Source organism: Staphylococcus sp. GDY8P131P (assembly GCF_017891975.1).
Lineage (GTDB): Bacteria > Bacillota > Bacilli > Staphylococcales > Staphylococcaceae > Staphylococcus > Staphylococcus nepalensis.
In genome coordinates, this window is the sequence record NZ_JAESKF010000020.1 from 186683 (window position 1) to 210257 (window position 23575).

Below are 23575 nucleotides of genomic sequence, written 5' to 3' on the forward strand. Positions count from 1 at the left end.
TGTTATAAAATAAAACTCCGCACTTCAAATTGAATTTTACAGTACGGAGTTTTGATAGTGACTATGTTATGAGTCGAACTCTATGACAATTCTACCAGAGTTTTTATGTTGAAGAACTTCATTAATACTATTTTTGATATCTTTAAACTTAATGGTATGTTTTATATCATGTAATTGATCAGGCTTTAAATCTTTGGCTAGTCTGCGCCATATATGCTTACGTTGTTTCATTTCAGTATATACTGAGTCGATACCGATAACGTTTACGCCTCTTAATATAAATGGAAAGACTGAACTATCAAATGTAGCGCCTCCAGTCATACCAATAAGTGCAACACTTCCATTGTAATTAAGCTGTTTGACAATTTGTGAAAAGCTCTCGCCACCTACAGGATCGATGACTGCTTGCCATGTACGCTTCCCTAGTAGTTTATCGTCATGCTTAGTTATCCTAGGCACTACATCTTTCGCGCCTAATGCTTTAAGTTTGTCAGTTGCTTCAGATTTCCCTGTACTAGCGATGACCTTATAACCAATAGCGTCTAACATCATTACAGCTAATGTGCCTACGCCTCCAGTTGCGCCTCTGACAAGTACTTTATCCTTTTCAACTGATAGACCATTATGTTCTAATCTTTCAATTGCTAACCCCGCTGTATAACCAGCTGTTCCATAGATCATTGCTTCTTCAAGTGTTAGATCCTTTGGTAAAGGTACAATCCATTCTTCTTTAACACGAACGTATTCACTAAAGCCTCCAAAATGATTTGTCCCTAAATCATAGCCAGTTACGATGACTTCATCTCCTGGTTCAAAAGCATGAGTATCTGAATGGGCTACAACGCCCGCTAAGTCAATCCCAGGCACCATTGGATAAGATTGAACGATCTTAGAATTTTCAACAGTAGCTAAGGCATCTTTATAATTAATCCCAGAGTATTTGGTTTTGATTAACACTTCGCCTTCTGGAAGATCATTTATTGTGATATCTTTAAATTCGCTTGTTACTTTGCCGTCTTGTTCATTGACCACAAAAGCTTTAAATGTTTTAGTCATTGCCTTATGGCACTCCCTTATGTATATTTTTATGAACAATTAAAAAGCTAGGACTACTTTATCATGATATTGTCAATTTCACAATAAGTGGAAAATGACTGTTTTAAAGTAAGCGTTTTAATATTTTTGGGATGATACATAAAATCTATTGAGTTGTATAGTAACCTATTACATATTTTAGTATACTAATTGACAAGATAATTAAAAAGGTGGATATATATGACGGAAACAATTGAGTTAGTGAAAGAATCAGAAGTAACATTGTTGAGAGATATTTGTATATCAACATTTAAAAACACCTTTAAAGATGGTGAATACTCAAAAGAAGATTTTAAACAGTATTTTGATGAGGCATATAGCGTTGAAAAATTGAAAAAAGAACTCGAAGATGCTTATGCTTTTACTTATTTTTATCGTGTAAATAATCAAGTTGTAGGTTATTTTAAATTAAATATTAATGAAGCACAAACTGAAACAATGGGGAGTGATTATTTAGAAATACAACGTATATATTTTTTGCCGGGTTCACAAGGTAGCGGTAAAGGGAAACAAGTCTTTAATTTTGCAATTAAAAAAGCACAAGAATTACAAAAATCAAAAATTTGGTTAGGTGTTTGGGAATATAATGAACAAGCGCTAAATTTTTATAAAAAGCAGGGACTAAAAATAACAGGCTCTCATAAATTTTATACAGGAGCAGTTGTAGATACAGATTTGATAATGGAAAAAAGTATATAGACGCTATTTACAATTAATCATTCACCATTCAGTTATCTCACACATAATGTAGAATGTAGCGTTATTATTTTTTAACATTATATAGTGCGTTAAATAAACGTTTTAGGTTTTTAGATTTTGTGAAAATTATATTTAAATTCGAAAAAGTTTTGTAAAAAGTTGTTTAGCTTAATAATAATGGTGAATAATATAATGATTCTCATTTGCCCTAATTGATAGTTGTCATACATAGTAACGATAATTAGGAAATGAGCAAAACAAATTTAGGAGGTATGTATATGAAAAAATTATTAGCAGGTTTTTTAACACTTTCGTTGGTGCTTGCAGCTTGTTCTAATGGTAGTAATGATGATGATGGAAATAAGGATGATAACTCGAAAGACAATCAATCTTCAGATGATCAATCGAAGGATAATGAAAAAGATTCTAAAAATGATGACGAAAAAAACAATGATAGCGCTAACGATAATTCGGACAGTAACTCTAGCATGAATGGCACTGACTCTAATGCTAACGATGATAACAATTCAGAAAACGATGAAAATGCTAATCACAATTCGGATAATAATGCTAACAACAGCAGCGAATCTAATAGTGATAGTAATGCTCAAGACAACGCTAGTCCTAATGATAATACATCAAGTAATGCTAATAGTAATCAAGAACCAAATCGTAATAGCAATTCAAATGCGGATAACTCAAGTGACGCTTCAAAAAATCAATACGTAGCACCATACCAAGGTCAAAATGCAGTACCAGTAGCACAAAATATTACTTCAGGTAATACTGACGCACAAGTGGCTTTACAATCATTACCTCATTTCCAAAATGCGTTAGATAATGCCAAGGCTGAAGTGAATGCATTAAATGGTCAGTCGAATCCTTATAATGATTATGCAATTGAAGGAAGCGATGGGAATTATAGTTACATCTTTAGCTTCCAAAATCAAGCGCAACCAGGTACGTATTCAATTGTAACAGTCGATCAACAAGGCACAGTTAGAGTCGTTGATCCAGCTTACCAACAATAAAAAGTATAACCGATATATTAACAGGTATAGAGTTAAAATTTATTTGTGACGGCTAAATAGTGCATGGTTATCATGAACATAGAATTACAATTAAAAAACAAGCATAAGGGAGCAAGACAACGAAACCATTTTAGTAAAATGTGATTTCTGTCTTGCTCCCTCTTATGCGTTATTATCGTTGGATGACTTAATGTTTAAATTGAACCATATTTATTTTTAACCAGCTCAAGTTGTGTTTAGCGGTCTATTTTCTAAAGGAATATCGTATTAGATCGATTGTTTACATTTTGATACATATCATTTATTTGTTGGATTTAATTGATTTTTGAATAATATGAGAAATTGTTTCAAAAGCATGATTATCCTTGTTTATAAAAGGATTTTCATGTATGTCCTTCATTTGATGACTGATTAAATCATTTAAAAGTGCTTTTGCATCACTATATCTAACAGTAGAAAGAGAATGCATGACATCATCATATACACCACGCTCTGAGACATATTTTTCATGGTCAGGTGTATATTGACAAACAATTTTATCAATTGTTAATGCATCAAAAATAATTGAAGAGTAGTCTGTTAATACAATGTCTGACGCAAGTAATAAATCTTGAACTTCTAAATTTGATGGTGCGACGATAGCGTTCTCGGGAATATAGTTAGATTCGTCTTTAGTGTGCCCTTTAAAAATAACATTATATTTATTTAATAATCCGTCACTAATAGGTAATAAATCTGATGTTTCGTTTGTTGCTTTCCATGTTGGCACGTAAAGCAATGTTTGTTTATCTGGGTTTAATTTCAATTCTTTTTTAATGAATGAGATATAAGGTTGATCGGATTGTTTATCTAATAAATATCTAATTCTAGGGTAGCCACAGTTCAACAAATGTGTATGCTGCTGTGGGAAAGCAGATTTAAAATATTCCATAATCGCTTCACAATCACTAACGAAATAATCTTGGTGCAACCATTTATTGTATTTACGGGCACGATAATTATAAATGTTGAGATTTTCACTTGGTTCATGACTATCTAAAAATAACTTTTTAATTGGTGTGCCATGCCAAAGTTGGATAATCGTACCGTTCGGTTTTAAACCGTCAGGTATGTACGTCTCTAATATAACCACACTTGCTGTTTCAATAAGTGTTTTAGCTTTTGGATCATCTGGATTAACAAAATTAGGCCCACTAACGTCTTTTGTTATAAAAAATACCGGTAATTTCGAAAAGTGTTTTGCAAAATGATTAAATAAATAACGTGAATTACCTTGGAATCCATAATTAAAACCTAAAAAAACAATGTGATTTTTGATTTTCGTTTTATCTTTTTTGTAAATATAACTCATTTCATAATGTTTCTTTTCATAATGGGAATGAATGAGATTATAAATCCAATGAGGAAGTTTAAAATTAGTAGACTTTAACGCTTTATCAGTAGAACGAACCGCTTTAGTTTCAGGTGGTAACGTTTCTTTACTTTTAAAAGGTACCGGATGCCTATGTTCAAATGCTAATTTGTTTAGGCTGAATTTAGTTGTGTTTAGCGGCGTAAAATCGTCAATATATTTCCAAACTGCCTTACTAGTTCTATGATTATGTTTAAAATTAAAAACGACATGGCTATCTGTAGCAATATCATCTTGTAACAGTGACAACAATGCTAAGTCAAATGCATTATGTATTTGATATTGGTTCATTAAATGGGCTACAGTTTCAATATGAAAGATTACATTCGGAAAATGGTTGATATTGTCTATCCAATCATTAAAAGTAATATATAATTGTCCGAAATATCGGCAGTCATTTAAATATTGTTGATTAATTGTATAATCTGCCACCATCGTGACAGGCTTGAGCTCAACTGCTTTTATCATTGATTGGTAAATTTCAACATCCTGATTTATAAGTACAAAATGAGAATAACCTTCTGTTGTAGCTTTTTGAAGTTCCTTTGCTAAAAGATCCCACTCTAAAATTTCAATTTGCTTTATCATTTACTATCCCTCTACTTAAATATGATTATTTCTATTTTATCATGGAGTGCATTAGAGACAAAAGAAACGTATATGTTAAAATAAATAATTAATTAAAAAGTTTGAAAAAATCAATTTTAATATACTGTATTTTGCCTTATTAACCAAAATAAATAACTTTAATATATAAAATGATTGTTTTTTAAAAAAACTTATTGTGTTTTGACTGAGAAGGATGTTATAATTTATGTGAAATAATTCACAATATAGAGATGGCTAATTATTTTAAGTATAGGAAGTGATTGTAAATGTTTGTAGAAAGTTTTAACCCCTTTGGTAACGTCTTATTATCAAGTATTGTGGCTGCTATACCTATTATTTTATTCTTATTATGTTTAACTATTTTTAAAATGAAAGGGATATATGCTTCAATTACTACTTTAGTAGTTACACTCATACTTGCTATAAGCATATTTAAATTACCTATGAAGATAGCTACTGGTGCTTCTATAGAAGGGTTTTTCCAAGGCATTATACCTATTGGTTATATTGTAATGATGGCTGTATTATTATATAAGGTTACTAATGAGACTGGTCAATTTAGTACAATTCAAGATAGTATCGCAAGTGTGTCGCAAGATCACCGTATACAATTATTATTAATTGGTTTTGCATTTAATGGCTTCTTAGAAGGGGCGGCAGGTTTTGGTGTGCCAATTGCGATATGTGCACTATTATTAACCCAGTTAGGTTTTAAGCCTTTACAAGCAGCAATGTTGTGTTTGATTGCGAACGCCACAGCTGGTGCATTTGGAGCAATTGGTTTACCAGTGACAGTTATCGATACACTTGGCTTACCAGGTGACGTTACAGGATTTGCAGTTTCTCAGATGTCGGCTTTAACATTATCCATTATGAATATGTTTATACCGTTTTTATTAATTTGGATTATTGATGGCTTTAAAGGTATTAAAGAGACATTACCAGCCATTTTAATTGTTGGAGGTACATTCACAGTGTTACAAGCTATTATTACTGTGTTTATTGGACCTGAACTCGCAGACATTATTCCGCCATTAGGCGCAATGTTAGCGTTAGCTGTTTTTTCAAAAAAACATCAACCTAAAGAGATATTTAGATTGAAAGACAGTAGCGAACCAAAACCCATTGAAAAACATAGCTTTAAATCATTAATATACGCATGGTGTCCATTCGTTATTTTAACTGTATTAGTAATGATTTGGAGTGCACCTCAATTTAAAGCAATGTTTGCTCCTAATGGCATATTAAATGCATTCGTGTTTAATATAGCGTTACCTGGAACTTATAGCGAGATTGCTGATAAAGCAATTACACTTCCGCTAAATATTATAGGACAAACTGGCACAGCCATTTTATTGGTGGTTATCATTACAATATTAATGTCAAGACAAGTGAGCTTGTTTGATGCAACACGTTTATTTAAAGTTACATTTAAAGAATTATGGTTACCGATTATTACGATATGTATTATTTTGGTTATTTCGAAGTTAATGACGTACGCAGGTTTGAGTAACGCTTTGGGTGAAGGAATAGCAAAAACAGGATCAATATTCCCATTACTATCACCTGTTTTAGGTTGGATTGGTGTCTTTTTAACTGGCTCAGTGACAAACAACAATACATTATTTGCACCTATACAAGCAGCAGTTGCTAATAATATTGGTACAAGTGGCGCATTACTTGTGTCCGCAAATACAGTGGGTGGAGTTGCAGCAAAATTAATTTCACCACAATCCATTGCCATTGCCACTGCGTCTGTACAACAAGTAGGTAAGGAATCAGAATTATTAAAAATGACTTTACGCTATAGTGTTGTATTAATTATATTTGTATGTATATGGACATTTATTTTAAACTTAATTTTACATTAAAAACAACGGATAGTATTAAGTGCAACAATGATATTTTAGAAGTTGTCTGCACCCTCAGTTGTTTTAAAACTATAATCTGATATTCAGATACAATGATAAAAGGCATACGAAATCAATAGTTCAAAATTGATTTCGTACGCTTTTTTTATTAGGATTCTAACATAGTTTGAAATGATTGGTACACAGAGTCTGGTGAATAAGATTGTACCGTTTGGTATGCATTTTCAATCAAATGTTGTTTATTAAATTCTTGATTAATCAGTCTTAGCAATTGATTTGATAAATCTTCTATACTCCCGTGTGTAACTAAATAACCATTCACATTATTATTTATCAGAGAATCAGGACCAGCATTCCCATTAAAACTGACTACAATATTACTCTGGTTCATTGCTTCTAAAATAACCATACCAAAACCTTCATTACGTGAAGGCACAACCGTAATTTCACTCATTGCTAACTTTTCATTTAACTGTTGTGTTGCGCCTTGAAGTTTTATGATATCCGCAAGTTGATGATCTATGATGAGCTGTTGTAATAGGGCATGCGCTTCTCCATCACCGTAAATGTGTATTTGATATTTAAAGCGTCTCACTTCTTGCTGGATAGGGATGATGCTTTTAATTAATAGATCAAACCCTTTTTCGTATTCTAAGCGTCCTGCAGCAGTGATAATTTTATCTTTAGATGCAGGCAACCGTGGTTCATTTAAAATATTAGGGACGATATACACAGGCACGTTAACGATAGATTCATATGTATGTTTATCACTTTCTGTTAAGGTCGTTATTTTATCTAAATGTTTATAAGCTGTGGCAATCTCATCTTGCAAAGCATCACTATGCGCTTCAAAGTTCATATGCTCCATACCAATTTTTTCTATATTCTGTGAACCATAACAAGCAATTAATATATTAAAACTAGCTCTTGTGCCGATAAGTGTATCTGTCGAAACATTACGTATAGATTTAATCATTTTCTTTTCTATATAATGTGAAAATTGATTTAAACCAGGTTCATGTTGTGAAAGTATGCTTGGTTTAGAAAAAGGTGTATATTTATGGATACGGTTAAAAAATATGTCCTTAATATTTAAAGGATGTACTTGATAATCCGTTAAAGAACGAATTTGAATAGAATCATGTAAATCAAAATAGGGCTGAGAAGCGCCTCTAAAAACTGAAATAATTTCAATTTGGTGACCTTTTTCAGCTAAAACATTAGCAAGTTGTGAAATAGATTTAACAGTTCCACCCATGGCGTAAATATTATGCATAAAAAAAGTGATAGATTTCATTGGAATACCTCCAAATTATATAAACTAAATTAAAATTTATTATAGCATGAAATATACTTAATGAATAAAGTAACTCATAATAAATAGATTAGAAACCATTTGATTAAATCCTAAACAATTAAGATATAAAGTTAAAAGTTTGTATTATGCTTGTTTTAGTTAACACATATTAACATAATTTGTGTAGAATTACTGAAAGCCCTTTTTTCATAGGGCAATAACGTATATAATTAGAAGCGTACGGAAAGATTCTGTTGTTGTTTACGTTTTAAACATAACAATAATGGATTAGATTTTAAAATTTTAGCTATAGAAAACGCTTTATCACAGTTGTAAATTTTCTTAGATAAAGATAACGTGTCTATAAACATATATAAAAGGGGGACTGTGTTTGTTATGAGTACACAACATAGCAAAACAGATGTCATATTAATTGGCGGCGGTATCATGAGCGCAACACTAGGAACTTTATTAAAAGAACTTGCACCTGAGAAAGAGATAAAAATGTTTGAAAGATTATCTACACCCGCAGAAGAAAGTTCTAATGCTTGGAATAATGCAGGTACAGGGCATTCTGCATTATGTGAATTAAATTATACAAATGAAAACCAAGATGGTTCAATTGATATTACTAAAGCTGTAAAGATAAACGAGCAATTTCAAATTACAAAACAATTCTGGAATTATCTTGTTAAACAAGGGCAACTATCAAAACCAGAAGCTTTCATAAAACCTGTGCCACATATGAGTTTTGTACAAGGGGTACGCAATGTCGATTTCTTAAAAAGACGGGTTGATCGATTAAATAAAAACATATTATTTAGTAATATGGAAATCACTGATGATAAAGATAAAATTACTGAGTGGGCACCGTTAATTATGGAAGGACGCACATCAAACATTCCGATGGCTATTACATATGATAAAACAGGTACCGATGTAAATTTTAGCGCGTTAACTAAAAAGTTGTTTTCTAACTTAGAAGAAAAAAATATTGAACTTAATTATGAACATGAAGTAGAAAATTTAAATCAACACAAAGATGGCAGTTGGGAAGTTAAAGTCAAAAATTTAAAAACGGAAGAAGTTACTATAATAGAAAGTGATTTTGTATTTATTGGTGCCGGCGGGGCAAGTTTCCCATTATTACAAAAAACAGGCATTAAAGAATCTAAACATATAGGTGGGTTCCCTGTTAGTGGGCTGTTCTTAGTATGTAGAGATGAGTCTATCACTTCAAAACATCTAGCTAAGGTATATGGAAAAGCTGCTGTTGGCGCACCGCCAATGTCAGTTCCACATTTAGATACGCGTTATATCGATGGTCAACGTACGTTATTATTTGGGCCATTTGCTGGATTTTCACCTAAATTCTTAAAAACAGGTTCAAATATGGATTTAATAAAATCTGTAAAACCCAATAATCTAATTACAATGTTGTCTGCAGGGATTAAAGAAATGAATTTAACAAAATATTTAATTTCTCAACTGACATTATCTAATGAGGAAAGAATGGAAGATTTGCGTCAATTCGTTCCAAATGCTAAGAGTGAAGATTGGGAAATAGTTGTTGCAGGGCAACGCGTCCAAGTTATTAAAGATACGGACAAGGGCAAAGGAACGTTACAATTTGGTACAGAAGTTATTACATCTGAAGATGGCTCATTAGCAGCGTTGCTAGGTGCTTCTCCAGGTGCTTCCACTGCTGTTGATATCATGTTAGATGTGCTACAACGTTGTTACAAAGATGAATTTAGCCATTGGGAAGAAAAAGTTAAGGAAATTGTTCCTTCATTTGGTATGCAATTATCAGAAAACGAAGCATTATATACTCAAATCAATAAAGAAATTACAAAAAACTTAAAAATAAATTAATTCCCATCTTATTAATAAAGAAAGCGAGGCAGAGACATCAATAATGATGTCTCCGCCTCGCTTTTTATTTATTGATAATGACAGTAAATGTAGTGCCTTCATATTTTTCGCTTTCTACTTTAATTTTACCATCGTGTAATTCAAAAATAGCTTTTGCAATTGCTAAGCCTAATCCATTGCTATTATCATGATGACTGGCTTTATAAAAACGTTCAAATAAATGAGATTGTGTTGTTTGTGTCATACCTTGACCGTCGTCAGTTATAGTGAAACGAATCGCATTTAAGTCAGTGTCGTTCGTTAGTGTAATATCAATTGTTCCGCCTGGTTCTGAGTATTTGATGGCATTAATAATTAAGTTTTGAAATGCTTGATGAAGCAATCTTTCATTCCCAACAAATGTTACGTTGTCTAAATCTGACATAATAATGAGATCTTTTTGATTTGTAGAGAATTGTTCATGACGAATAATTTGTTTAATAAGTTTATTAAGTGCTATGTGGTCATTTAATTCGAGATGTTCGCCATTATCAATTTCTGATAGTAAAAGAAGTTCTTTTGTTAATTCACTAAGTTGTGTTGTAATTTGATATATTTCATCAATGTATTGTTCACGGGCACTAACGTCTTTAGTGAATTTCAATTGATCAAGTAAATGATGGATATGTGTTAAAGGTGTTTTAATCTCATGCGAGACATTTTGGACAAAGTGTTGTCTCATGTCATCCAGTTGTTTTAAAGATAAACGCATTTTATCAAATCGATATTGCAAGGTGCCGAATTCATCGTTACGTTTAACATTAATGGGCACATCAAAATTACCTTCCATAAGTCTTTCTGTTGCTTGCTTCAATTGCTGTATCGGTTTAATTATCATATAAGTTGAAGAAATCACCGAAATGATAGAAATGACTAACAATAGAGTGATTAATATAATTAAGAAAATTCTAAATTCACTAAAGGTTTTGCCGATATCGGGCCTCATAAATACGGCATAATTCTTGCCATTTGCTTCATAATGCACACCAACGGTATTTTGTGTGGTATTTTCGAAAAAACCAGTAATAAAAGGATTGTAAGATAAGTTTTTTATACCATGATAGTCGTTACCATTTAAAACGGCTTTAATATTTTTAGTGTCGACATTATCTTTCCTAAACGGAGCCCCATAATAGGCTTTCTCACCTTTTTCGGTTACAGTCATAATTTGGTAATTCATTTCACCTAAATGTCTGAAAAAAGGTTTGGGCAAATTTATATGAGACTTATGCATATAAGATGTAGCATCTTTTAAAGTACGCATAATTTTAGTATCGTTATTTTCTTTTAAATGATTGTGATAGATAATATTAGTTAATAAAAAACTGAGTATGGCACTTGATAGCATAATGATAATTGTATATATAGCAATACGAGAATAGAGTGATTTAAACATTGTCATCCACCTTATATCCCAAACCACGAACTGTGTGAATAGTAATTGACGCATCTAATTTTGACAAACGCTTTCTTAATCGTTTGATGTGTACATCAACAGTCCGTTCGTCTCCTTCATAATCAAAGCCCCAAATTTTCTCAATTAAATCATCACGGTTAAATACTTGTTTCGGGTGTGAAGCAAGTAAAAATAACAGTTGAAATTCTTTGTTTGGTAGATTCATTGATTTGGTAGAAGATTGAAGCTCTAAATAGGCTTGGTTAAGTATGAGATTGCCTACTTTGAGTTCATTATTTGCATTAATATTATAACGCTTTAGAACTGCTTTAATTCTGAAAATCAGTTCTTTGACTTCAAAAGGCTTGGTTACATAATCATCTGTGCCTGTTAAATAAGCTTGTTCTTTGTCGCTAAGTGCATCCCGTGCTGTTAGCATAATCACAGGTATTTCAAAGTCTTCTTTTAAAATTTTACATAATTCAAAACCACTCATACCTGACATCATTACATCGACTATAGCGATATTAACTTGATGTGAATCAAGGTATACTAGCGCATCTTCGGCACTTGTTTGAGTTACTACATCTAATCCTTCTTTTGTAACATAGTTTGAAACATATGCTAGAATTTTTTTATCGTCATCGACAATTAAACAAGTAGTCATGCACAAAAACTCCTTACCCATTTTATAAATATTATATATGGAAAGAAATGACTTAACAAATATGAAATTTTTAAAAGGTTAACAATTGTTCATATTGAGTTCATATACTACGACTAAACTCTAGATATAAGTTCTTTTGAAGGAGTGAAACGTTATGAAGTTAGCATGGCAAGAAATTAAATATTATAAATTTCGTTATATATTAATCATGTTAATCATATTATTATTAGGTGTTATGGTGTTATTCATTAGTGGTTTAGCACAAGGTTTAGCAAGAGAGAACGTATCAATGTTGGACAATATGAAAGCAGAAAAATACGTTATGCAAGACAACAAAAAGCCACAAATTGAGAAATCAGTGATTAAGCCAGATCAACAACAGAAGGTCGAAGATATAACTGACCAATCCCCTTTAAAAATAGCATCTCAAACACTGAAAATTGATAAAGATGAAGAAGATGTGGTTATGACTAATACAGTGACAAATGAAAAACCGAAATTATCAGAAGGTAAATATCCTGAAAAAGATAATGAAATTGCTATTAATAGTAAGTTAACTGCTAATGGCGTAGAAATCGGAGATACAATTAACACCAAAAATGGGAAAAAATTAAAAGTATCTGGTATTTTAGACGATACAATGTATTCTCATAGTTCGGTTGTTATGATGAATAACAGTGGATTTGATGAATTAAATAAAGAAGTGAGCACGGTTTATCCAGTTAAAGATTTATCACAAAAACAACAAAATGAATTAGAAGATATTTCTGGTATAAAAGTATTTAGTGAAGATGATATTACTGCTGAAATACCAAGTTATCAAGCAGAACAAGCACCGCTTAATATGATGATTGTTAGTTTGTTTGTTATATCTGCTATAGTACTTAGTGCATTCTTCTACGTTATGACAATACAAAAGATACCTGAAATAGGTATTTTAAAAGCAATAGGTATTAAGACAAGACATTTATTAAGTGCTTTAATTATTCAAATATTAATCACTACCATGGTTGCAGTGATCATTTCTGTAGGGTTGATTAGTAGCTTATCATTAATAATGCCGATTACTATGCCATTCCATGTAACGGTTACAAATATTTTATTAGTAGTTGGTATATTCATTATCGTCGCTATAGTGGGCGCAGCGCTATCATTTATAAAATTATTCAAAGTAGACCCTATTGAAGCAATTGGAGGTGGAGAATGATGAGTTTACAAGTAAAAGATATTAAAAAATCATTTGGTAAAGGTTCTTCAGAAACAAAAGTCCTAAAAGGAATTAATTTTGAAGTTAATGAAGGAGAATTCGTTATTTTAAATGGTGCTTCTGGTTCTGGTAAAACCACACTATTAACTATTTTAGGCGGGTTATTGTCGCAAAGCAGTGGTAATATATTATATAATGGTGTACCTCTCTATTCTAATGATAAAAAAGCTTCGGAATTGAGACTAAACGAAATAGGCTTTATATTTCAGTCTTCTCATTTGGTACCGTATTTAAAAGTAAAAGACCAGTTGGCAACAATTGGTAAAGAAGCAGGAATGTCTAAAAAAGAAGCAACTAAAAGAGCAGAAAAATTATTAAAGCAAATAGGTTTAGAAGAACAACTAAACGCATTTCCCCATACACTATCAGGAGGTCAAAAACAACGTGTTGCAATTATGAGATCATTAATGAATAATCCTAAAATGATTTTAGCTGATGAGCCTACTGCAAGTTTAGATGCAGAGCGCGCCACCGAAGTGATAGATATGATTAAAGATCAAATTCAAAGTAAAAAAATGATTGGTATTATGATAACACATGATAAAAGGTTATTTGATTATGCTGATAGAGTAATAGAATTAGATGACGGTATTATTGTAAGTAAATAAAATAATGATAATCTATAACAACAAGATAGATATCACATTTTACTATTATGATTTTAATGTTCCTTTCTCATACTAAATAAACAAAAGCACTTCCATTCAGAAATGGAGGTGCTTTTGTTTATTTAAAATTATATGATGGCTAAGAGTAAGGCAGAAATCGTATTTTTATAAAATGAATTTGTTGCTCAACTCTGGCAAAATGATTTGAAAAATGAACTGAATTCAAAAAGATGCTTATATTAATTTTTGAATTTATTTGTAATTGTCTTTTAAAAAACAAAATAAGACAATTAAGACTGAATTTTTATCATGCCATGCTTTAATTTTACATGGATGGTATATGCCATAAAGCCATCATGCATGCCCAAAATAAGGTAGCAAAATAAATGGTTAATAATAATTTATATTGATACATAATTGCTAAGAAATCTCTGATTAACGCGATTTCAAAAAAAGGGTAAGGGGTATGACTGCCCACACCTTTCAGTTTGATATTTAATTTTTGACCGAACCTTAATGCACGCATAATATGAAATTGGCTAGTTACACATAAAATGTTTGGTTCATTCTCGTAATAATGTTCAATTAAAGCTTTAGTATATTTAATATTTTCGAATGTGCTTGTGGATTGGTCTTCCATTGTAATGGCTGATGGGTTAACGTTGTTATGCACTAAATATTGATACATCGCTAATGCCTCTGATATTGGTTCATCTGGTCCTTGGCCACCACTCACGATAATCTGAGCATTTGGATATAACTGATATAATTCCAACGCTTTGTCTAATCTTTTTGCAAGCATTGGTGTCACTTGGTTAGTGAAAATACCTGCCCCTAATATGACAATGACATCGAAATTTTGATGATAGGTAACATTTAAAAATGCAGATGAACATAACACGTAACAGATAAAAGTGAAAAAAGCACTAAACATAATGGCTGCGACCCAGTAAAAAATAACATTAATTCCAACTGGAATTAAACTGATATAAGCACATGCAACCATGAAAAGCAGTAATTTAAAGGCGATATAATAAAGACGTTTTATAAAAAGTGCGCTTGTTCTATATCGTAATAATCGTTTGTGTTTGATATGTATAAGTGATACGCCAACAAACATAGTAATCGTTAAGTCTATAGGTAATGATAGTTTACCAGCATGCAAAATAATAACAATATATCCTATAATGATTTGTACAATAAAAAAAGTTAAATGAGTAGCCCAGTTCCAATTTTTATACATAACAATAAAACCGAATACAATGATTAGGCAACAAATGAAAGACAACGTATGCATGGTTCACCCCGAATATTTATAGTAAGTTAAATGTATTGCAAACTTCCAAAATAATCAAATGTTAATGATGCTATATATGAATTTCTCCTTATTTCAAAATTAAAACTCCAATTATTTGTAATTATTGCTTTTATACAGCAGAGAATATTGATATTATTAACATAATATAAAAAAAATAACGTTTACATAAGTGAGCTAGAATGGTAGAGGTGCGAGAAGTTATGGTTAAAAATTTAAGTAGTCATATTGATTTTATGGGAGAATTTATAGATGATGTGAATACTTTATTAGCTAAATTATTAAAAGAGTTACGAGAAGACTATAACGTATCAAGAGAGCAAGCCAATGTGATATTAATGTTAGAAAACGAAAAAGCGATGACATTAACAGAAATAACCGAAAGACAGGGCGTAAACAAAGCTGCTGTCAGCCGTAGAATTAAAAAGCTAATACAAGCAGAAGTTGTTCAATGGGACAAATCAGAAGAAAATATAGATCAAAGGTTAAAATATATTAAATTAACGGAAAAAGGTAAACAATTTAATAAGCAAAGTAAAGCAATTATTAATGATATTGTAAGTGATATTTTACACGATTTATCCGATGAACAAATTGAACAAGCACGTTACGTTTTAGAAATTATAGATCAAAGGTTAAAAAATTTCATTACAAAACATAACCATTAATATGCCTATTAATGATAATTATTTAATATAAAGCTAGAAAGCACAGTTTAAAATATATGGGTTGAGAGTTGCTAGATGACTATAAGTCTATTTAGTAACTATTTTATTTGAGGTTATGTTTTTTAACTATATACAGTTTTCAAGAGCATGAATGGTCAGGCTTTTTAATTTTATAGCTTACTAGTCATTGGACTAACGATGTATATCAATTGAAACATAATAAACATATAATAGAAGTTATGTAGTGTAAAATGAATTTAATGCAATTTAAAATATACCATAAATAAGTAGAAATGGCTTGCTAATGCCGTATAGTTTAAGATCAGGATATGTTAAAATAACGAAATAATGTAAAAAATTGGGTAGTAGCGAGGTGATAAAATGCAAAAGTGCCCTAAATGTGGGGAAAATATAAGAAAAGGACAACGAAGATGTAGTCATTGTGGCTATCGTATAGAGTCAACAGATAGTGAAAAAATGACTCGATCTACCAAAGAAAACAAAAAAGCAATGAACATCAAAGCAAGAAAAATTATCCCCTGGGGGATTGCAGCTTTTATTATTATCCTGATTTTGATTATATTTATCTTATTGAAAAATTTTAATTCGCCAGAAGCACAATCAGAAATATTGATCAATGCTATAGATAATAACGATACACAAAAGTTATCCACTTTATTAAGTACTCAAAATAATAGTGTAGATGAAAATGAAGCCAAGGCATATATCAAATATATAAAAAATGAAGTCGGTATGAACCAATTCGTTAAAGATATAAATCAAAAAGTAACAGATTTAAACGCTAGTCAAACCAACGAAGAAGATTATGTTACAGCAAAAAACGGCGAAAAGGTTTTGCGTATCAGCAAAAATGGACGACGCTATTTAATATTTGATAATATGAGTTTTACGGCTCCTACCAAAGAAGCTATTGTTAAACCGAAGTATGATACAACTTATCAATTCAAAGCAAATGATAAGCAAAGAACTGTGCATGCAGAGAAAAATAAGACAACAGTTTTAGGTGAATTTATCCCTGGCAATTATATGATTGAAGCTAAAAAAGAAATGGCTAATGGTCAATTTAGCGGTGAACTTAAATTTAATTTTAATAATAGTAATCATGAAACAGTAGATGTTTCAGAAGACTTTAATGAGGCCTATATAGTAGTTGACTTAAAAGGCGCTTCAGAAATTGATAAAGACACGGTTAAAGTAAAAGTAAATGATAAAACGTATGATTATGCGAAAAACCAAGAAATAGGCCCATATCCAAAAACGAAAGAATTAACTGTCTCTGCAGAAGGTCAAGCGAAGAAAAAAACATTTAAATCAGCTGAAACGGTTATTAAAACCGACAACTTAAAAGATAAAACACGTGTCACATTAAACTTCGATAGTGATGAAATTCAAGATTATGTAGATAAAAAAGAAAAAGAGGAAAATAGCTTTAGAAATAAGGTGATTAATTTTTTCGGTAATTATACTGCGGCAATGAATAGTGCACATAGTCAAAGCAATTTTAATTTGGTTTCATCTTATCTCAAGACAAATACCGATAATTATAAATCTACTAAAAATGAGGTGCAAGGTAATACTATGTTTTATTTGCCTCAACCACAAATTACTGAAATTGTGAGACAAGGAGACACGTTTTACGTTAAGGCACAGACAGTAAAAGAAGACGGACAATACGGTGAAGTAGATTATCAACTTGAAGGCGATGATGATGCGAGCAACCTTAAAGTTGTAAAGTATTCCGAGTAGTATAAATCATACAGAAACAGCAGTTTGTTAAAGTAATAAATATAAGTGAAAAACTAAGCAATAATTTAAATTATTGCTTAGTTTTTTTATATCAAATAAAAAATAATAAACTATATTAATATTTTTAAACTAAAGTTATAATAGTAATAATGATTTCAATTTACTAATCAATCAAATGTTCAATATGGTAATATTTATACTAAAAGATACCCAAAGGGCTTGAGTATTACAAGTTTATCGATAGGAGTAAAGTAATGATGGAACACCAACAACATAAACAATCACTTATTTTTGTTATTATACTAGGTGCTTTGACTGCAATCGGTGCGTTATCAATAGACATGTTTTTACCTGGATTGCCTCAAATACAATCTGATTTTAATACCACAACTTCAAATTCACAATTAACTTTGTCTTTATTTATGATTGGTTTAGCAATGGGTAATTTATTTACAGGACCAATTTCTGACGCAATTGGGCGTAAGCAACCGCTTTTGATAGCTATGATGTTATTTACATTGGCAAGTATAGGCATTATTTTTGTAGATAACATTTGGTGGATGATTGCTTTACGATTTGTACAAGGATTTTGTGGAGGAGCTGGCGCAGTCATTTCGAGAGCAATTTCAAGCGATTTATATAGTGGGAAACAATTAACAAAATTTTTAGCATTATTGATGTTAGTCAATGGCGTTGCGCCTGTATTAGCGCCTGCTTTAGGTGGCGTTATCTTGTCTTTTTCTACTTGGCGCATGGTATTTATTATATTGACGATATTCGGCGTGCTCATGTTTTTAGGTACGATGTTCAAAGTCAAAGAATCACTAACTACTGAACACAGAGATAGCCCTCACATCATAAGTATATTTAAGAATTTTAAACAATTACTCCTAACGCCTCGTTTTGTATTACCGATGCTGATTCAAGGGGTTACATTTATCATATTGTTTAGTTATATTTCAGCATCTCCTTTTATCAGTCAACGTATATACGCAATGTCGCCACAGCAATTTAGTATAATGTTTGCGGTTATTGGCATCAGCCTCATTATTTCAAGTCAGTTGACAGGTAAACTCGTCGATTACATACATCCTCAAACATTACTCCGTATCTTAACATGTGTGCAATTGATTGGCATCATATCAGTTACGATTATTTTGCTGAACCATTTGTCGATTTGGATGTTATTTATTGGTTTTATTATTCTTGTAGCACCGGTTACAGGTGTTGCTACTTTAGGTTTTTCAATTGCAATGGATGAGCGCACTGGCGGCAACGGAAGTGCATCCAGTTTACTTGGACTTGTACAATATTTATTAGGTGGAGCGATCTCACCACTTGTAGGAGTAATGGGGGAAGAAAATTATACACCTTATGTATCAATTATCTTATTAGCAGGAATTTTATTAGTAGTTTTACAAATAACAAACTATTTTATATTTAAGAAAAAGAAAATAATTTTAAATTGAACAAAAAAGTACGCAAGAATTAATTAAATTTTGCGTACTTTTTTATGTTTGTCGGTCAAAAATAAGATGAATTAGCGTTTTAATTTAATGGTGTTGGCTAGCAAAATTTGAGCTAATTCATCAATGGGTTGTGTACACCCCTCTTTAATCCAATCATAAACGAGACCCATTTGACCGCCTAGTGCATAAATTACAAAATGCTTTTTATTTAATACATTTGTATGGTCATTTAAAATTTTTGTATAAGTTGCTCGAGTATTTTCTATATAATCAAAAAATAAATCACGATTAGGATGTGTGACTAAAATAGCATGGAAATAACCGTAATGACGGTAAATATACCGTAAAATAATTTTGAAAAATTGATATAGTTTCACCTGATTAACTGAAATTTGTTCTGAACTTTCGTATAAACAATTTAAAAGGGTTTTATACTTTTGGATATGATGTGCTTGTATCGTTGATAAAAGATCGTATTTATCCACAAAATAATCATAAAATGTTGTTCTATTTACCCCACTATAAGCGCATAGCATCTTAATAGTAATATTTTCAAACGGATGTAATTCTAACAATGAAATCATATTAAATATTATTTTACGCTTAGCATATTGTTTCATAGTAACTCCTTTATCAAACATAAATAATGTATCCAACACATTTTATATAAGTGTTGGTATATTTTTATTTTTCATCTCTTTATAATATATAAGGTGAATTTTAAATGCAAATAGGAGGAAACTGTAATGAAAAAAATGGTATTAATAAATGTCATTACCATTGTTGTGCTTGTAATTATCGGAGTAGTAGGATTCCATTTTTATAATCAAGCAACATCATATGTAAGTACGGATAATGCCAAAGTCGATGGAGAACAAATTAAAGTCTCAGCTCCGGCTTCTGGTGAAATCAAATCACTTGATATTAAAAATAATGAAAAATTAAGTGAAGGTGACAAAGTTGCAGAGATAGCTGCAAAAGGCGAAGAAGGACAGGCTCAAAATATGGATATTAAAATGCCTAAACAAGGTACAATTGTCAAAGTTGATGGTATGGAAGGTTCAATGGCCCAAGCAGGAACGCCAATCGCTTATGCTTATAATTTAGATGAAACATACGTTACTGCTAATGTTGATGAAAAAGATATAGCGGATGTTGAAGAAGGTAAAGATGTAAATATTAAACTAGATGGTGAAGAAGCTGAATTGAAAGGTAAAGTAAAAGAAGTAGGTAAAGCTACTGCTTCAAGTTTTTCATTAATGCCTTCATCAAACAGTGATGGCAACTATACAAAAGTATCACAAGTTGTACCAGTAAAAATTTCTCTAGACTCAAAACCATCTAAAAACGTTGTTCCAGGAATGAACGCTGAAGTTAAAATTCATAAAAATTAAGGGGGTCTTAAAATGACAATGACCTTCATTATTATTTACGTAGTCATAGCGCTCATTCTTATCGGTGGACTTAATTTCTTTGTTATAAAACGAAAAAAGAAAAAAACAAGCCGAACTTTGGAACAATCTAAACATGAAAGCATTGCTTCTAACGAAAGTTATCAATCTAAATTTAAAGTAAAAAGTGATGAAACATCAACAGACGCATCAGTCAAAAATACAACAGCTCAAGAGAATAACGAAACAAATAATCTAAATGAAGAAAATGAGCAATCAACATTCAGTGAAGAGACGGATAATTTACACAATCCAAATGACACTGATTATGAAAAAATAAATTCAAATTCAGAAGAAGCTCAAGTAAATGAAAAATTGAAAGCTAAACATAGCACATTTATGTTTGGAAAAGGCACCTCTCAAGGAAAAGTTTTAGTAGCGATGATCTTTGGTATGTTTATAGCTATTTTAAATCAAACTTTACTCAACGTGGCATTGCCTAAAATAAATACAGATTTTAATATATCTGCAAATACTGGTCAATGGCTTATGACAGGGTTTATGTTAGTGAATGGTATCTTGATACCGATTAGTGCGTATTTATTTAATAAATATTCATATCGTAAATTGTTTTTAATAGCAATGGTATTATTTACCATAGGCTCTCTGGTCTGTGGTATGTCAGGTTCATTTACTATCATGATGGTAGGTCGTGTGCTTCAAGCGATAGGTGCCGGTGTCTTAATGCCACTTGGTACAAATGTATTCATGACTATATTTCCACCTGAAAAACGTGGTGCAGCAATGGGGACACTTGGTATAGCAATGATCTTAGCACCCGCGATTGGACCGACATTATCCGGTTATATCGTAGAAAACTACCATTGGAATATTATGTTCTATGGTATGTTTATCGTAGGTTTAATTTCATTAGCAGTTGCCTATATATGGTTTAGAGTATATCAAGTCACTACCAATCCAAAAGCAGATGTGCCAGGTATCATCTTCAGTACAATTGGTTTTGGTGCATTATTATACGGCTTTAGTGAAGCAGGTAATAATTCTTGGGGTTCTCCAATTGTTGTAGTGTCACTTGTTATAGGTGTTATATTTATCATTGCATTTGTTATTAGAGAGCTTACAATGCGTGTGCCAATGCTAAGTATGGAAGTATTAAAATATTCAGGCTTTACTTTAACTACTGTTATCAATATGATTGTAACAATGAGTTTATTCGGCGGTATGATTTTATTGCCACTTTATTTACAAAACTTAAGAGGTTTTACACCGATACAATCAGGACTTTTATTATTACCAGGTGCATTAATTATGGGTGTCATGGGCCCTATAGCAGGAAAATTATTAGATACGATTGGTATTAAGCCTCTCGCTTTAATTGGTACTGCAATCATGACTTATGCTACTTGGGAATTAACGAAATTAAATATGAACACAACTTACGGCCATTTAATGATGATTTACATTGTGCGCTCGTTTGGTATGAGTTTTGTTATGATGCCAATTATGACTGCTGGTATGAATGCATTACCATCACGGCTTATTGCACATGGTAATGCTTTGTCTAATACTTTAAGACAATTGGCTGGTTCAATTGGTACAGCACTATTAGTCACAGTAATGTCAACACAAACGACACAATACGCTGCTGGTTACGCACAAGATTTAGATAAAACCAATCCATTTATTAAAGATCGTTTACAAGAAATGGCACAAGCGATGGGTGGAGAGCAAATGGCTACTTCTCAAATATTAGAATTTGTTCAAAAACTAGCTTCAATTAACGGGGTCAATAGTGCATTCCTCATTGCCACAGTACTCAGTGCATTAGCATTTGTTTTAAGTCTTTTCTTAAAAGGAAAAGCGCATTATATTTCAAATGAAGAATAAAAAGGGCTAGGTGAAGCAGATTACATGAATCAAACACATGTATAAGGTTCGCCAACGTACTTCAATTAAAAGTAGCGCATTATATTCCTATTGCAGACACTTGTTGCCTATGCAAAGAGCCTGGGACATAAAGTTCTCGGACAAGTGAAAAAAGGCAATTTCTATTGAAATAATATAGAAATTGCCTTTTTCATAATTGTTTTGATTATAGTTAGCTCGTTGAGCTACTACTTTTCTTATATTAAGTGCCATTAATACAAAGCCCAGTTCGCTTTTGACGTGTTTGCTTTCTTAACCGAGTAGATTTTTCATGTTCAATGTAATGATTTAAATCTTCGATTTCTTTATCCAAATGAGTACCAATTAAATCTATTTCTTTTTGTGTTAATTCATGATCATTATCTTCTTTAATCTTAGGTATGATTTTGTCTTTCACTAATTCATGATATAGGGCTTTAGAATCTTCATTCATTTTTGATTCATAGTTTTGAATACTCTTTTTCCAAACAAATGTATATCTATTGGCATTAGCTTCCAGTTTTGTACCATCAATAAAAATAGTTTTATCATCTATAAGATTTTGTTTCAGACATTGGCTGTGAAATTGAATAAATAAAGATTCTAATAAGGCGTCTACTTTAGGGTTTACTCTAAAACGATTAATTGCTTTATAAGAAGGTGTTTGATTTTGTGACAGCCACGTCATTCGGATACGATCATTAAGCAGTTTTTCTATTTTACGACCAGAAAATACGGATTGTGTGTAGGCATATAGAATAATTTTCAACATCATTTTGTGATGTTATGATGTAGCACCACGATGATGTTTGAATTCATCGAATTCATTTTCAGGTATTGTTTCAACGATTTCATTAACATGTCGTGACATATCATTTGTGGGGATAAGAACTGAAGTTTCCATTGGTAGTGTGTTGAGTCATGTTATAATCTTTATACATAAGGCACCTCGTTAATTTAGTTTAGTTGTGTTTATTAAATTATACGTAAGGGCCTTATTTTTTTAAAGTATTTTAATGTAAAATTACATATAAATGTGAGGTGTTTTGGCGAGACTCTTGAGGGAATAGGACAAGCTGAAGACTACAGGCTGAAGCTGTCCCCTAAGAAAGCGAGCCAACAAAACGAAGTATAGAATAAAAAGAATCACTCAGATGAATTAAATCATCTGAGT

18 protein-coding genes and 1 pseudogene are annotated in these 23575 nt (G+C 31.5%); 11 read left to right on the top strand and 8 right to left on the bottom strand.

Annotated elements, in window-relative coordinates; all coding sequences use genetic code 11:
- Window positions 1-66: 66 nt before the first annotated feature.
- Window positions 67-1056, bottom strand: a complete 990-nt coding sequence (locus KA894_RS13635; protein ID WP_103373577.1) for an acrylyl-CoA reductase family protein — start codon at window positions 1054-1056, stop codon at window positions 67-69.
- A 219-nt stretch (window positions 1057-1275) separates the two neighbouring features.
- Here KA894_RS13635 and KA894_RS13640 point away from each other — a divergent pair, with 219 nt between their 5' ends.
- Together KA894_RS13640 and KA894_RS13645 are read left to right on the top strand one after the other, a co-directional pair.
- Window positions 1276-1794: a GNAT family N-acetyltransferase gene (locus KA894_RS13640; protein WP_096808557.1), complete on the top strand. Its 519-nt coding sequence runs from the start codon at window positions 1276-1278 to the stop codon at window positions 1792-1794.
- 278 nt (window positions 1795-2072) lie between these two features.
- Entirely contained in the window at window positions 2073-2825 is a 753-nt protein-coding gene (locus KA894_RS13645) for a hypothetical protein (protein WP_119488145.1), read from the top strand.
- Window positions 2826-3126: 301 nt separating this feature from the next.
- Here the strand turns inward: KA894_RS13645 and KA894_RS13650 are convergent, their stop codons facing one another.
- Window positions 3127-4824 carry a CDP-glycerol glycerophosphotransferase family protein gene (locus KA894_RS13650; RefSeq protein WP_096808559.1) on the bottom strand — a complete coding sequence of 566 codons (1698 nt, stop codon included), beginning with the start codon at window positions 4822-4824 and terminating at the stop codon, window positions 3127-3129.
- 287 nt (window positions 4825-5111) lie between these two features.
- Between KA894_RS13650 and KA894_RS13655 the strand changes: the two genes are divergently transcribed.
- Window positions 5112-6716 carry an L-lactate permease gene (locus KA894_RS13655; RefSeq protein ID WP_096808560.1) on the top strand — a complete coding sequence of 535 codons (1605 nt, stop codon included), beginning with the start codon at window positions 5112-5114 and terminating at the stop codon, window positions 6714-6716.
- A gap of 148 nt (window positions 6717-6864) precedes the next feature.
- On the opposite strand, the gene KA894_RS13660 is transcribed toward KA894_RS13655, so the two are convergent.
- Window positions 6865-8013, bottom strand: coding sequence for a glycosyltransferase family 4 protein (locus KA894_RS13660; protein WP_096808561.1), 1149 nt, complete (start codon window positions 8011-8013; stop codon window positions 6865-6867).
- 396 nt (window positions 8014-8409) lie between these two features.
- On the opposite strand from KA894_RS13660, the gene mqo reads away from it, so the two are divergent.
- Window positions 8410-9888, top strand: coding sequence for a malate dehydrogenase (quinone) (gene mqo / locus KA894_RS13665; protein WP_119488144.1), 1479 nt, complete (start codon window positions 8410-8412; stop codon window positions 9886-9888).
- A 64-nt stretch (window positions 9889-9952) separates the two neighbouring features.
- Here the strand turns inward: mqo and KA894_RS13670 are convergent, their stop codons facing one another.
- Complete coding sequence (locus KA894_RS13670) at window positions 9953-11323, bottom strand: HAMP domain-containing sensor histidine kinase (protein ID WP_096808563.1); 1371 nt, start codon at window positions 11321-11323, stop codon at window positions 9953-9955.
- Window positions 11316-11990 (bottom strand): response regulator transcription factor, encoded by a 675-nt coding sequence (locus KA894_RS13675; protein ID WP_096808564.1) that lies wholly within the window; start codon window positions 11988-11990, stop codon window positions 11316-11318. The genes KA894_RS13670 and KA894_RS13675 overlap by 8 nt, the downstream gene beginning before the upstream one ends.
- 154 nt (window positions 11991-12144) lie before the next feature.
- Here KA894_RS13675 and KA894_RS13680 point away from each other — a divergent pair, with 154 nt between their 5' ends.
- Together KA894_RS13680 and KA894_RS13685 are read left to right on the top strand one after the other, a co-directional pair.
- A complete protein-coding gene (locus tag KA894_RS13680) occupies window positions 12145-13197 on the top strand; it encodes an ABC transporter permease (protein ID WP_096808565.1) in 1053 nt (350 codons plus the stop codon).
- Entirely contained in the window at window positions 13197-13865 is a 669-nt protein-coding gene (locus KA894_RS13685; RefSeq protein ID WP_096811197.1) for an ABC transporter ATP-binding protein, read from the top strand. The genes KA894_RS13680 and KA894_RS13685 overlap by 1 nt, the downstream gene beginning before the upstream one ends.
- 325 nt (window positions 13866-14190) lie before the next feature.
- On the opposite strand, the gene KA894_RS13690 is transcribed toward KA894_RS13685, so the two are convergent.
- The gene (locus KA894_RS13690; protein ID WP_107644117.1) at window positions 14191-15162 is read right to left on the bottom strand and encodes a YdcF family protein; all 972 of its coding nucleotides are present in this window, start codon (window positions 15160-15162) and stop codon (window positions 14191-14193) included.
- Between the two features lie 221 nt (window positions 15163-15383).
- Between KA894_RS13690 and KA894_RS13695 the strand changes: the two genes are divergently transcribed.
- The 3 genes from KA894_RS13695 to KA894_RS13705 all read left to right on the top strand — a co-directional run bounded on the left by KA894_RS13695 (window position 15384) and on the right by KA894_RS13705 (window position 19084).
- Window positions 15384-15848 carry a MarR family transcriptional regulator TcaR gene (locus tag KA894_RS13695; RefSeq protein ID WP_096808567.1) on the top strand — a complete coding sequence of 155 codons (465 nt, stop codon included), beginning with the start codon at window positions 15384-15386 and terminating at the stop codon, window positions 15846-15848.
- Window positions 15849-16229: 381 nt separating this feature from the next.
- Window positions 16230-17615 carry a membrane-associated protein TcaA gene (locus KA894_RS13700; RefSeq protein ID WP_096808568.1) on the top strand — a complete coding sequence of 462 codons (1386 nt, stop codon included), beginning with the start codon at window positions 16230-16232 and terminating at the stop codon, window positions 17613-17615.
- Between the two features lie 257 nt (window positions 17616-17872).
- Window positions 17873-19084, top strand: a complete 1212-nt coding sequence (locus KA894_RS13705) for a putative multidrug effflux MFS transporter TcaB (RefSeq protein WP_318270776.1) — start codon at window positions 17873-17875, stop codon at window positions 19082-19084.
- Window positions 19085-19155: 71 nt separating this feature from the next.
- Here KA894_RS13705 and KA894_RS13710 read toward each other — a convergent pair whose 3' ends face one another.
- Complete coding sequence (locus tag KA894_RS13710; protein WP_103372883.1) at window positions 19156-19704, bottom strand: TetR/AcrR family transcriptional regulator; 549 nt, start codon at window positions 19702-19704, stop codon at window positions 19156-19158.
- Between the two features lie 126 nt (window positions 19705-19830).
- On the opposite strand from KA894_RS13710, the gene KA894_RS13715 reads away from it, so the two are divergent.
- The gene (locus KA894_RS13715) at window positions 19831-20478 is read left to right on the top strand and encodes an HlyD family secretion protein (RefSeq protein ID WP_096808571.1); all 648 of its coding nucleotides are present in this window, start codon (window positions 19831-19833) and stop codon (window positions 20476-20478) included.
- Between the two features lie 12 nt (window positions 20479-20490).
- Complete coding sequence (locus tag KA894_RS13720; RefSeq protein ID WP_096808572.1) at window positions 20491-22383, top strand: DHA2 family efflux MFS transporter permease subunit; 1893 nt, start codon at window positions 20491-20493, stop codon at window positions 22381-22383.
- A 265-nt stretch (window positions 22384-22648) separates the two neighbouring features.
- Here KA894_RS13720 and KA894_RS13725 read toward each other — a convergent pair.
- Window positions 22649-23342: pseudogene (locus KA894_RS13725) on the bottom strand (transposase); the annotation flags it as partial.
- Window positions 23343-23575 lie beyond the last annotated feature (233 nt).

Excerpts from the sequence above, each read along its gene's own strand:
- mqo (WP_119488144.1), top strand. The coding sequence starts at position 8,410 with ATGAGTACACAACATAGCAAAACAGATGTCATATTAATTGGCGGCGGT.
- KA894_RS13635 (WP_103373577.1), bottom strand. The coding sequence starts at position 1,056 with ATGACTAAAACATTTAAAGCTTTTGTGGTCAATGAACAAGACGGCAAA.
- KA894_RS13670 (WP_096808563.1), bottom strand. The coding sequence starts at position 11,323 with ATGTTTAAATCACTCTATTCTCGTATTGCTATATATACAATTATCATT.
- KA894_RS13675 (WP_096808564.1), bottom strand. The coding sequence starts at position 11,990 with ATGACTACTTGTTTAATTGTCGATGACGATAAAAAAATTCTAGCATAT.
- KA894_RS13710 (WP_103372883.1), bottom strand. The coding sequence starts at position 19,704 with ATGAAACAATATGCTAAGCGTAAAATAATATTTAATATGATTTCATTG.
- KA894_RS13685 (WP_096811197.1), top strand. The coding sequence starts at position 13,197 with ATGAGTTTACAAGTAAAAGATATTAAAAAATCATTTGGTAAAGGTTCT.
- KA894_RS13640 (WP_096808557.1), top strand. The coding sequence starts at position 1,276 with ATGACGGAAACAATTGAGTTAGTGAAAGAATCAGAAGTAACATTGTTG.
- KA894_RS13690 (WP_107644117.1), bottom strand. The coding sequence starts at position 15,162 with ATGCATACGTTGTCTTTCATTTGTTGCCTAATCATTGTATTCGGTTTT.
- KA894_RS13695 (WP_096808567.1), top strand. The coding sequence starts at position 15,384 with ATGGTTAAAAATTTAAGTAGTCATATTGATTTTATGGGAGAATTTATA.
- KA894_RS13680 (WP_096808565.1), top strand. The coding sequence starts at position 12,145 with ATGAAGTTAGCATGGCAAGAAATTAAATATTATAAATTTCGTTATATA.
- KA894_RS13720 (WP_096808572.1), top strand. The coding sequence starts at position 20,491 with ATGACAATGACCTTCATTATTATTTACGTAGTCATAGCGCTCATTCTT.
- KA894_RS13700 (WP_096808568.1), top strand. The coding sequence starts at position 16,230 with ATGCAAAAGTGCCCTAAATGTGGGGAAAATATAAGAAAAGGACAACGA.
- KA894_RS13715 (WP_096808571.1), top strand. The coding sequence starts at position 19,831 with ATGAAAAAAATGGTATTAATAAATGTCATTACCATTGTTGTGCTTGTA.
- KA894_RS13655 (WP_096808560.1), top strand. The coding sequence starts at position 5,112 with ATGTTTGTAGAAAGTTTTAACCCCTTTGGTAACGTCTTATTATCAAGT.
- KA894_RS13705 (WP_318270776.1), top strand. The coding sequence starts at position 17,873 with ATGGAACACCAACAACATAAACAATCACTTATTTTTGTTATTATACTA.
- KA894_RS13660 (WP_096808561.1), bottom strand. The coding sequence starts at position 8,013 with ATGAAATCTATCACTTTTTTTATGCATAATATTTACGCCATGGGTGGA.
- KA894_RS13645 (WP_119488145.1), top strand. The coding sequence starts at position 2,073 with ATGAAAAAATTATTAGCAGGTTTTTTAACACTTTCGTTGGTGCTTGCA.
- KA894_RS13650 (WP_096808559.1), bottom strand. The coding sequence starts at position 4,824 with ATGATAAAGCAAATTGAAATTTTAGAGTGGGATCTTTTAGCAAAGGAA.